10 protein-coding genes and 1 pseudogene are annotated in these 11,276 nt (G+C 71.2%); 6 read left to right on the plus strand and 5 right to left on the minus strand.

The window, feature by feature from the left end; translation table 11 throughout:
- From G3I40_RS11570 to G3I40_RS11595, 6 genes are all read left to right on the plus strand, one after another.
- On the plus strand, positions 1-662 hold a 662-nt coding region (locus G3I40_RS11570; protein WP_164302078.1), incomplete at its 5' end, for an oxidoreductase C-terminal domain-containing protein.
- A gap of 104 nt (positions 663-766) precedes the next feature.
- A complete protein-coding gene (locus G3I40_RS11575; RefSeq protein WP_343244898.1) occupies positions 767-2,473 on the plus strand; it encodes a peptide-N4-asparagine amidase in 1,707 nt (568 codons plus the stop codon).
- 59 nt (positions 2,474-2,532) lie between these two features.
- The gene (locus tag G3I40_RS11580) at positions 2,533-2,898 is read left to right on the plus strand and encodes an Rv2175c family DNA-binding protein (protein ID WP_164302080.1); all 366 of its coding nucleotides are present in this window, start codon (positions 2,533-2,535) and stop codon (positions 2,896-2,898) included.
- 81 nt (positions 2,899-2,979) lie between these two features.
- Entirely contained in the window at positions 2,980-3,627 is a 648-nt protein-coding gene (gene thiE / locus G3I40_RS11585; protein WP_164302081.1) for a thiamine phosphate synthase, read from the plus strand.
- An 85-nt stretch (positions 3,628-3,712) separates the two neighbouring features.
- Positions 3,713-4,633 carry a methylenetetrahydrofolate reductase [NAD(P)H] gene (metF, locus tag G3I40_RS11590; protein ID WP_164302082.1) on the plus strand — a complete coding sequence of 307 codons (921 nt, stop codon included), beginning with the start codon at positions 3,713-3,715 and terminating at the stop codon, positions 4,631-4,633.
- A gap of 45 nt (positions 4,634-4,678) precedes the next feature.
- A complete protein-coding gene (locus G3I40_RS11595) occupies positions 4,679-5,569 on the plus strand; it encodes a hypothetical protein (protein WP_164302083.1) in 891 nt (296 codons plus the stop codon).
- Between the two features lie 19 nt (positions 5,570-5,588).
- Here G3I40_RS11595 and G3I40_RS11600 read toward each other — a convergent pair whose 3' ends face one another.
- From G3I40_RS11600 to G3I40_RS11620, 5 genes and pseudogenes are all read right to left on the minus strand, one after another.
- The gene (locus G3I40_RS11600; protein ID WP_164302084.1) at positions 5,589-7,085 is read right to left on the minus strand and encodes an NAD(P)/FAD-dependent oxidoreductase; all 1,497 of its coding nucleotides are present in this window, start codon (positions 7,083-7,085) and stop codon (positions 5,589-5,591) included.
- 43 nt (positions 7,086-7,128) lie between these two features.
- The gene (locus G3I40_RS11605) at positions 7,129-7,740 is read right to left on the minus strand and encodes a DUF4126 domain-containing protein (RefSeq protein ID WP_164302085.1); all 612 of its coding nucleotides are present in this window, start codon (positions 7,738-7,740) and stop codon (positions 7,129-7,131) included.
- 352 nt (positions 7,741-8,092) lie between these two features.
- The gene (locus tag G3I40_RS11610; RefSeq protein ID WP_164302086.1) at positions 8,093-8,719 is read right to left on the minus strand and encodes a TetR/AcrR family transcriptional regulator; all 627 of its coding nucleotides are present in this window, start codon (positions 8,717-8,719) and stop codon (positions 8,093-8,095) included.
- A gap of 35 nt (positions 8,720-8,754) precedes the next feature.
- A complete protein-coding gene (locus G3I40_RS11615) occupies positions 8,755-10,839 on the minus strand; it encodes a YhgE/Pip domain-containing protein (RefSeq protein WP_164302087.1) in 2,085 nt (694 codons plus the stop codon).
- Positions 10,811-11,276, minus strand: a pseudogene (locus G3I40_RS11620) (ABC transporter ATP-binding protein); the annotation flags it as partial. The pseudogene G3I40_RS11620 and the gene G3I40_RS11615, both read right to left, overlap by 29 nt.

Raw genomic sequence — 11,276 nt, forward strand, 5'->3', positions numbered from 1 at the left:
CCGCCGAGGTGGCGGCGCCCATGGCCGCCTGGTACGCGGACGCGGGGGCCCAACTGCGCACACACGCGCGCGTGGAGCGCATCGAGCCCGGCGTCGTGGTCCTGGACGACGGCACGCGGCTGCCCGCCGGAGCCGTCGTCGTCGGCATCGGCGCCCGGCCCGCCACCCGCTGGCTGACCGACTCCGGCATCGCGCTCGGCGCCCACCGCGAGGTCGTGGCGGACGAGATGCTGCGCACCTCCGTGCCCGACGTGTACGCCGTGGGCGACTGCTCCTCGTTCCCTTCGGGGCGCTACGGACAGCGCCTGATGGTCCACCACTGGGACAACGCGCTCCAGGGGCCGCGCACGGTCGCGGCGAACATCGTCGGTGAGACACCGGCGGTGTACGACCCCGTGCCCTACTTCTGGTCGGAGCAGTTCGGCCGCTTCGTGCAGTACGCGGGCCACCACGCCGGCGCCGACACGGCCGTGTGGCGCGGCGATCCGACCGGCGCTTCCTGGTCGGTCTGCTGGCTGCGGGGCGGCTCCCTGGTGGCCGTGCTCGCTGTCGGCAAGCCCCGGGACCTGGCGCAGGGACGCAAGCTCATCGAGGCGGGCACCCTCCTCGACCCGGGCCGACTGGCCGATCCGGCCAGCCCGTTGAAGTCCGCTGTGCGGTAACTGCCGTCCGGATCACGGACTTCCTCTTGTCGGGCGGGGCGTCATGGATGCACTGTGCACCGTTCAGTGCGTCCCACGCCCACCCCGTCATCCGGAGGACATCCGTGCGCTCCCGCAGACTCGGCACCGCCCTGTGCGGTGCCGCAGTACTAGTAGGCGGCCTGTTCGCCGCCGCCCCCGCCCAGGCGGGCGACGCGCCACAACCCGGCTCGAACCCGGCCGTCGACTACCAGGACCCCGTCAGCGCGCTCCCGCCCGTCTCGCGCCCGTCCACGAAGTCCTGCACCACCACGGTCCGCCAGGACTTCGGCAACACCCTCGGACAGCCCCCGTACGAGACGACGCTGGCCCCGCCCGCCGCCTGCGAGGGGCCCTGGAACAAGGTCGTCCTCGACTGGTCGGGCAGCGTCAAGGGCCGCCAGTACGACCGTCTCGCGGGCGTCTTCCTGGGCGGCGCGGAGCTCTTCCGCACGTCCACGCCCGAGCCGGACGACGACGGCATCACGTGGTCGGTCGCCAAGGACATCACGGAGTTCACGCCGCTCCTGAAGGACCCGCACAAGCTGCAGATCGAGCTGGGCAACGTTGTCAACGACACGTACACCGGCACGTACAAGATGAAGCTTCAGGTCACGTACTACATGGCCGACAAGAAGCACCCCGCCGCCACAACTGCCGACCACGTAGTGCCACTTGGCGACGAGAACAGCGGCAGCGCGCCCTGGCTGGACGTCGCCAAGGGCGGCAGCGCCACCCGTGAGGTGACCCTGCCGCGCAACATCACCGGTGCGCGGCTTCAGGTGTACGCCCGTGGAGGCGGCTGCGACGAGCAGTGGTTCGACGCGGTGCCCAGCGACCTCGCGGCCACCGCGCCCGACTACCTGTGCGGCGGCGGCCCCTACCGGGAGGTACAGGTCGCGGTCGACGGCGTACCGGCAGGCCTGGCCCAGCCCTACCCGGTCGTCTACTCCGGCGGCATCGTGCCCACCCTGTGGCGGCCGGTCCCGGCGATCGACCAGTTCAGGACCGAGGCCTACGACATCGACCTCACGCCCTTCGCCGGGGAACTCTCCGACGGCACGCCGCATCAGGTGAGCATCACGCCCTACGGTGCCAACGACAGCTGGACCGTGGACGGCGCGCTCTTCCTGGACACCGACGCGCACGCCGCCCGCACGACCGGCAAGGTCACCACGAACACGCTCGGCCTCGCGCCGGACGTCGCCACGCGGCAGACCGCACAGGACGACGGCGCCACCGCCGTCTCGGTGCGCACCGGCCGCTCCTGGAAGATCTCCGGCTACGTGAACACCTCGCACGGCCGCGTCACCACCACCGTCGACCAGGACTTCGCCTACAGCAGCACCGGAACGGTCTCCAAGACCGGCCAGGACCAGGTCGTCCACCAGCGCGACCACGGGACGACGACCGTCACCACGCGCGCGCGGGGCCGCGAAACCGCACAGCGGCACGCCTGGTCGTACCCCATCGACGTGGACATGAGCATCCCGCTGTACGGCGACTACAACAACTACGAACTCGAAGCCGCCGTCACCCAGGGCCGCGCCCTCAAGGACAGCCACCGCGGCGGCTTCGGACGGTGGCACCTCGACGCCTTCACCGACGACCGGCTCGACGCCACGGGCGACCTCGCCCGCAAGGACGGCGCGGTCCAGAAGGCGGACGGCTCGTCCCACGAGACGTACCGGGGCACCACCGACACCGGGACCTGCTACGCCCGCGACCTCACCACGGCCCACGGCTGGGTCACCGCGGACAAGCAGTCCTCGTGCCGTCCGACGCGTCACTGAAACCCCTGGTCAGACGGCCCCGACTTCCGACTGTCAGTCCGGGATGGCAGGCTTGTCCTGTGACCGAGATTGACGCAAAGATCGATGCTCTCGTCCCCGACTGGCTCACCCTCCCCGATATCGCGGAGCATTTCGACATCGAGGTGACGCGTGTGCGGCAGCTGGTGAAGGAAGGCCAGCTGATCGCCGTACGCCGTGGTGAGAACAGGGCACTGCACGTGCCCGCCGCCTTCATCGACGGCGACAAGATCGTCAAGGGGCTCGTCGGCCTCCTGACGGTGCTGCGGGACGACGGCTTCAGTGACGAAGAGATGCTGGAGTGGCTCTTCACCCCCGACCCGACCCTGCCGGGCACGCCCGCACAGGCGCTGAGCGAGAATCGCGGCACGGAGGTGAAGCGCCGCGCCCAGGCGCTCGCCGTCTGACCTGACAACCGCCCGGTGTGCGCACCACGGGGTCCTCGGACCCCGTGGTGCGCACGTCACCGTCAACAACGGGGGATTCCCATGGCCGACCCGAAGCGCACGCTGCTCGCCGATGCCCGGCTCTACCTGTGCACCGACGCCCGCAAGCGCCAGGGCGACCTGCCGGAGTTCCTGGACGCCGTCCTCGCCGCCGGCGTGGACATCGTGCAGCTGCGGGACAAGGGCATGGAGGCCGGCGAGGAGCTGGAGCACCTCGCCGTGTTCGCCGACGCGGCCCGCCGGCACGGCAAGCTCTTCGCGGTCAACGACCGGGCGGACGTCGCGCACGCGGCCGGCTCGGACGTGCTGCACCTGGGGCAGGGCGACCTGCCCGTCCCCGCGGCCCGCGCCCTCCTCGGCGAGGACGTCCTCATAGGCCGCTCCACGCACGCCGACGCGGAGGCCTCCGCCGCCGCCGTCCAGGAGGGCGTGGACTACTTCTGCACCGGCCCGTGCTGGCCGACGCCCACCAAGCCCGGCCGGTACGCGCCCGGCCTCGACCTGGTGCGCCACACCGCGGCCCTCGGCACCGACCGCCCCTGGTTCGCCATCGGCGGCATCGACCTGGGCAACCTGGACGAGGTGCTTGACGCCGGCGCCCGCCGTGTCGTCGTCGTCCGCGCCATCACGGAGGCCGCCGACCCGGCCGCCGCGACCGCCGAGTTCGCCAAGCGTCTGCGGTCCCTGTGACCCCCGGTGGCGCCCGCCTTCGCTCGTGTGTCCGCAAGGTGGACGGGGATTAGGGCGCGGCCGATTCCGTCAGTAACCTGCCCGTATGGCCTTTGGCACCGCTTCCACCAGGACTGATCGCGCCCGCACCGTCCGTGACATGCTCGCGGCCGGCAAGACGACGTACTCGTTCGAGTTCTCCGCGCCGAAAACCGCGAAGGGCGAGCGCAACCTGTGGAACGCGCTGCGCCGGGTCGAGGCCGTCGCACCCGACTTCGTCTCCGTGACGTACGGCGCGGGCGGCTCCACGCGCGCGGGCACCGTCAAGGAGACCCAGCAGATCGTCGCCGACACGACGCTGACACCGGTCGCCCACATCACGGCCGTCGAGCACTCGGTCGCCGAGCTGCGCAACATCATCGGCCAGTACGCCGACGCCGGGATCCGGAACATGCTGGCGGTGCGCGGTGACCCGCCGGGCGACCCCATGGGCGACTGGATCTCGCACCCCGAGGGCCTGACGTACGCGGCCGAACTCGTCGAGTTGATCAAGGAGTCGGGCGACTTCTGCGTCGGTGTCGCCGCGTTCCCCGCGATGCACCCGCGCTCGGCGGACTGGGACACCGACGTGCGGCACTTCGTCGACAAGTGCCGGGCAGGCGCCGACTACGCCATCACGCAGATGTTCTTCTACCCGGAGGAGTACCTGCGGCTGCGCGACCGGGTCGCCGCCGCGGGCTGTGACACCCCCGTCATTCCGGAATGCATGCCGGTGACGAGTGTGCGCATGCTCGAACGCCTGCCCAAGCTCAGCAACGCGGACTTCCCCCCGGCGCTGAAAGAGCGGATCCTCACAGCCAAAGACGATCCAGCCGCTGTACGCTCCATTGGCATCGAGTTCGCGACGGAGTTCTGCGCGAAGCTGCTTGACGAAGGCGTACCGGGTCTGCACTTCATTACGCTCAACAACTCCACGGCGACGCTGGAAATCTACGAAAACCTGGGCCTGCACGACCAGCAGGCCTGATGGCCCGTACCCGCAAGGGGATACGGCCGTACGAGAGGGGCGTACATGGGCTGGGCGGTCCTCTATGTCGCGTTCGGACTGGTGGCACTGTGGCTCCTCGGTGAGGTGCTGCTGCAGTACAAGGCGCGCCTGCGCTGGCGACTGCTCGCCTTCGTGGGCTTCCTCGGGGTGGTCCTCGGCGTCCTGATGCCCTCGGTGTTCGTCATCGCGGCGGGCGCCATCGCCTTCGCGATCGGCCAGACGTACGTCACGCTGTCGTTCCGCCGCGGCTTCGCGGAGGGCTGGGCCCTCAAGGGCGGGCCCGGCGACGCCGCCGAGAGCGGCAGCAAGCGCCGCAGGCGCGAGCCGGTCCACCAGGACCCGACGCTCCAGGTCTCCGACCTGGAGTACCAGCAGGAGGCGGCCCCGGGCACGGAGTACGCGCAGACGTCCCAGTTCGCGCAGGTCCCGGAGTCCCCGGCCGAGTCCACCGCCGTGTACGCCCCCGAGCCGATGCCCGACGACACCGGCCAGTACGGCGTCTACAGCGACACGGCGTACGCCCAGAGCGCGCAGGCGTCCCAGGGCTACGGCTACGACACCTCGTCCTACGGCTACGACCAGCAGAACTACGGTTACGACACCGGTCAGCAGCCGTACGCCGCGCCCTACTCGGACCCGTACATCGGCACGCAGACGTACCCGGCGCAGCCCCAGTACGGTGACCCGTACGCCACGGGGCAGCAGCAGTACAGCGACCCGTACGCGACCGCAGGCGGCTACGGCGCGGACACGCCTCCCGGCGGCGTCTGGGTCCCGCAGCAGCGCAGCGGGGACGAGCAGCAGCAGGGTTATGGCGGCGAACTGCCGCCCGAGCAGCCCTACCCGGCGTATCCGCAGCACGACCCGAACACCGGGTACGACACCGGCTACAACGAGCAGCAGTACCGGTACTGAGACGCCCGCGGACCGCGGCTCACTGGGAGCCGCGGAACTGCGGGCCTTCCACGATCAGGCCCGCCACCAGCGCTCCGGACATGCCCGCGTGCGGCAGACCGCCACCCGGATGCGACCAGCCGCCGACCGCGAAGAGCCCCGGCAGCGCCGTGGCGTTGGCCGGGTGCAGCAGTCTTCCCCGGGCAGCGGCGAGGGCGGGTGCGGGCACGACGCCTCCGGCCGCGCCCGTCGTCTCCGCGATGTCCTGAGGCGCACGGATCTCGTGCCACAGGATGCGCTCGCGCAGGTCGGGGACGGCGCGCTGCGTCGCCGCGAGCACCGCTTCCACGTCGGCCCCGCCCACGCGCGCGTGGGCGGGCACGGTGACGATGACCGTGACCGCCTCGTGGCCGGCGTCCGGCACCTGCGAAGGGTCCCCGGTGCGCAGCACCGCCACCGTGGGTCTGTCCGGGCGCGGGCCGCCGTCGAACAGCCAGGCCAGCTCGGCGTCCCTGTCCGCTCCGTGCACGACCGTGCGGTGCGCAGTGCCCTCGGGCCGCGCACCGCGCAGCGCCAGGTGGACCGTGAGCCGGGAGGACAGCGCCGACTCGGACTGCGCCGGCACCTCGCCCCGCACGGACCGTCCGGCAAGCAGGCCGTCGAGCACGCTCGGTGCGACGCCCGCGACCACGAAGTCGGCTTCCTCCACCGCACCGTCGCCCAGCTCGACGCCGGCCGCGCGGCCGTCCTTCTCCACGATCCGGGTGACGTCCGCGTCGAACCTGAACTCGACCCTGCGCTGCAGGCAGCGCGCGTACACCGCGTCCGCGAGCGCCCGCAGACCACCGCTCACCGCCCACGTCCCGAAGGTCTGCTCCATGTACGGCAGCACGGCCGCGCTCGCGGGCGCCGTACGGGGATCGAGTCCGTACGCCAGTGCGTACTGCTCCACGAGCGCCACCAGGCGCGCGTCCCCGCCCAGTTCGAGACCGCCGATCCCGGCGAGTGTCGTCGCGGTGCGGTCCTTGCGCAGCAGGCGCTTCCGGGTGAGCGCCGGATACGGCTCGCGGTCGGCCAGCACCCGCCAGTTCGGCCACAGGGGCTCTTCGAGCAGCGGGCGGCGGGATCGGTCCCAGGCCTCCCGCGCCCGGTCCATGAACGCCGACCAGCGTGCGCCCGCGCCCGAGCCGACGACCGCGTCGAGTGCCTCGGCGACACCCGCGCGCCGGGCGTTGGGCAGGTCCGCCGTCGTGCCGTCCGCGAAGACGTGCCGCACGGCAGGCTCGATCTGGGTGAGCCCGACGAGGTCCTCCAACGGCTCCTTGCCGGTCTTGACGAACAGGTCGCGGTAGACCGCGGGCAGCGGGAGCAGGCCCGGGCCCGTGTCGAACGCGAAGCCCTCACGCTCCAGCAGGCCGACCGCACCGCCGTACGTCGACGCGCGCTCGAAGACCACCGGTCGGTGGCCCGCGACAGCCAGCCGAGCGGCGGCCGCCATGGCGCCCATCCCCGCGCCGATCACCGCAATTCGTGCCATGCCAGGGACTGTATCGGCAGGCACTGACAACGCCGCTGCCAGGTCACAAGGGTGGCGGTGCCTCGCGCGCGAGGCGTTTCTCCTCGCGTCGCTGGGCGCGTCTGCGCAGGAAGCGGCGGATACGCCGGACGAGGAGGAACAGCATCAGCAGGCCGAGCACGAGCAGCACCGCGGCGGTGATCGCGGCCGCCTTCGGGTAGTACATCGCGAACGTCATGATGCCGCCGACGCCGAGGTCCTCGGCGGTGCTCATCACGAAGTTCGTCACCGGCTCGGGCGAGGTGTTCACCGCCATCCGGGTCCCGGCCTTGACGGAGTGGCTGGCCAGCGCCGTGGAGCCGCCGATCGCCCCGGCCGCCAGGTCGGACAGGGACCCGCTCTGTCCGGCGAGCAGGGCGCCCACGACGGCGCCGGAGACCGGCCGGATCACGGTGTGCACCGTGTCCCACACCGAGTCGACGTAGGGGATCTTGTCCGCGACGGCCTCGCACAGGAAGAGCACGCCGGCCACGATCAGGACGTCCGGACGCTGCAGCGACTCGGGGACCTCGTCGGTCAGCCCGGTCGCGCCGAAGACGCCGAGCAGCAGGACCACCGCGTACGCGTTGATCCCGCTCGCCCAGCCACTGGTGAAGACCAGGGGGAGTACGGACACGAACGTGATCGTAACCAGTGGGGAACTCTCCGTGCCTGGGGATGAGCGCACCCGTCTGAGTATCCGTACCTAGAGAGTGAGATGAGTAGGTACGCGGATGGGCCCCGACCTGCACAGACGGAAGAGTGGAGGCCACGGAGAGGGGCGCGGCTCCCGGTACCGCCGACACGGGGCGGCGGAACGGATGCGGCGCCCTTGGCCGCTCCTCTCGCCCGCAAGGGTGGGAGCGAGGCACGGGGGACCCGGGGGAGACCGCACGCGGGGCCCGACGGGGGAACAACGGGGGACGCGCCGGTCCGGTGAGGCCTGAGAACGACCACAGGCCCTGCCGGACCGGCGCTTCACATGAAGGTCACGCTTTTCCGGTCAGCGGCTGCCCGCCCCCGACCCGGCCCTGGAGCAGCAGCGACAGCGCGGCGTGCACGTCGTCCAGCGAACGCTCCGGCTGGAAGGCCTGCCAGTCCAGGGCGGCCACGAGCACCATGCCCACCAGGGCGGCCGCGGTCAGCGGCACGTCGATCTCCTCGCTCAGCTCGCCGTTCTCCACGGCGGAGCGCAGCACGCCCTCGACGACGGCCACCGCCTCCTGGCGGACCACGGCGAGCGTGGACTGCCAGGCACGGTTCGTGCGCCACAGCTCGGCTACGTAGAGCTGCGTGAAGGCCGGGTACTCGTCGATGAACACGAGACCGGCGCGGATCATCGCGTCCAGGGCGTCGACCTTGGTGCCGCCGTTCTCGTCCGCCTTCTGTGCCGCCTCCCGGAGGGAAGCGGTGAGAAGCCCGACGCCGTGCCGGAGCAGCTCCTCGAAGAGGACCGACTTGCTGGCGAAGTTGTAGTAGACGGTGCCCTTCGCGACCCCGGCGCGCTCGGCGATCTCATCGACTGTGGTCGCGGAAAACCCCTGCTCCGCGATGAGCGTGACAGCGGCCTCGTAGAGCTTCTGCCGGGTGGCCTGACGCCGTGTGCTGCTTTCCATGCCCCCGATTCTCACAGGCCGTCGTGCGGGGGCGCTCACAGGCTCAGCTCCGGGTGCAGCCGGTCCAGGGTCCACACCTGCCTGCGCCGGGCCGTCAGCGCGGTCAGGGCGAGGGCGCCCGTGGTGAAGGCCGCCAGCACGGCGCACGCCTGCCACACGGGACCGAGGTCGCCACCGGAGATCAGCCGCCGCAGGGCCTCGACCACGTAGCTCATCGGCAGGAACGGGTGGATCGCGTTGAAGAAGCCGGGACTCGTCTGCACGGGATACGTGCCGCCCGCCGACGTCAGCTGCAGCATCAGGAAGGCGAGGACAAGGATGCGGCCCGCCGCACCGAAGCGGGCGTTGAGCCACTGCACGAGGGCCGCGAAGCACGCGGTGACCAGGCACAGGAAGCCGACCGTTCCGGCCGCGTGCAGCATCTGGAGCCCAAGTGCCCAGTGCAGTACGGACATCAGGGCCGCCACCTGGAGGAGGCCGAGGGCGGCGACCGGCAGCCAGCCCGCGAACGCCACGCGCCATGAAGAGGCGCCCACGGCCAGCGCACGCCGGTTCAGCGGCTGGATCAACATGTAGGCGACCATCGCGCCCACCCACAGCGACAGCGGAATGAAGTACGGGGCGAAACCCGTCCCGTAGTTGGGCGCCTTGTGGAGCGACTGCGAGGCGAGCCGCACCGGGTCGGCCATCACCTCGGTGCGCTGATCACGGTCCTTCTTGTCGTAGTCGGGAATCTTCTGGACGCCGTCGTGCAGTCCGCCCGCCAGCTGTCCGGAGCCGTCCGCCAGCTTGAACATGCCGCCGTTGAGGTCGTTCGCCCCGGTCTTCAACTTGCCCACCCCGGCGTCGAGCGCGGTGGACCCGGTCCGCGCCGTGCCGAGCCCCGTATGCAGCTTCTTGGCACCCGCGGCGACCTGGCCCGCGCCCTTGTTGAGTTTGTTGATCTGGGCGACGGCGTTCTCGACGTCCTTGTCGAGGGTCGGGGCGCGCTCGGCGAGCGCCTCCGACTGCTTCTGCAGCGTCTTCAGATGGCTGTCCATGAGGCCCAGGTCGCCGTGCTCGTCCTGGATGAGCGTGTTCAGGTCGTCGGAGACGGCGGCGACGTCCGAGGCCGCGGCGGCGGCTTTCTTGAGGTCCGGGCAGGCCGGGTCGTCGAGGAGTGCTTTCTCGCAGCGCCGTTCATAGACCCCGACAAGGATGTCGGCGCCTGCGTGGGCCCCCTTCCGGGCCGTGGGAGCGAGCTTCACCAGGCCGTCGAGGTTGCTGCGCACGCCCTTCGCGGAGTCGGCGACGAGCCTCGCCGCGTCACCGATCTGCTTCTTGTTCCCCTTGAGGAAGGGCAGTGCCTGGTCGGCGGCGCCGTTGACGGTGTCGGCGAGGGTCTGGGTGCCGCCGGAGACCTGCCGGGAACCGGCCTCCAGATCCGCGGACCCCTTGGTGAGCTTCTTCAGGCCGCCCGCCAGGTCGCCGCTGCCCTTCTTGGCCTCCTTCAAGCCGTCGGCCAGGTCCTTCGAGCCCTTCTTGGCCTTGCCGATGCCGCCCTCCAGATCGTCCGCGCCCTTCGCGGCCTTCTGGGTCGCGTCATGGATGTCCGAGAAGGACACGAAGATCTTGTCGAGGAAGGACCGCGAGGCGTTCGTGGACGCGGCGGAGCGCACCTCGGAGAAGACCGTCCGCGATATCTGCCCGACGATGTAGTTGTTCGCGTCGTTCGTCCGCACCTGAAGGGCGCCGGTCTCGGGGGAGTCACCGGAACTGGACGCGATCCGTTTGCTGAAGTCCTCGGGCATCGTCAGCGACAGGTAGTACGTGCCGTCCTCCACGCCCCGCCGGGCCTCGGCCGCACCGACCTCGTGCCACGCGAACGTGTCGCTGTCGTACAGGCCCTTGGTGATGTCGTCGCCCGCGCTGACCTTCCGGCCCGCGGCGGTCGCGCCCTTGTCGTCGTTGACGAGCGCCACGGGAATCTTGTCGAGCCGCCCGTACGGGTCCCAGAAGGACCACAGGTACAACGCCCCGTAGAGCAGCGGCAACAGCAACAGAGCGACGAGCGCGGCGCGCGGCAGCTTTCCCCTGCCGAAGCGCCTGAGTTCAAGAGAGGCCAGCTTCGGCGAGCGCATCGGCCGCCTCCTTGTCGGTGTCGATGGGGGCGGTGGTGTCCGCGGGGGTGGTCCGTACGACGACGGCGTCGATGCCGTCGGGCGCCTCGCTGCACACGGCGACGACCGTGGTGCCGCGGTCGGCGACACTGCGCAACTGCGCCCAGATGTCGGCCCGTTCGGCCTCCGCGAGCTTCAGGTCGGTGTCGTCGATGCCGAGCAGCCGCGGGCGGCCGACGAGGGCGAGGGCGAGCGAGAGGCGCAGCGCCTCGGTGCGCTCCAGGTCGCGTACGGCCGTGCGGGATCCCTTGGGCAGGCAGGCGCGGTCGAGTCCGGCGGCGGTCAGGGCGGCGTCGATCCCCCGCTTCGCCTCGGCGGTGCGCTCGGCGCGCGGCCGCAGCAGCCCCCGCAGGGATCCGTCGAACCGCCGCTGCAGCAGCGCCCGTTCCGTCAGGTGC

The sequence above is a fragment of the Streptomyces sp. SID14478 genome (genome assembly GCF_010548525.1).
Classification (GTDB): domain Bacteria; phylum Actinomycetota; class Actinomycetes; order Streptomycetales; family Streptomycetaceae; genus Streptomyces.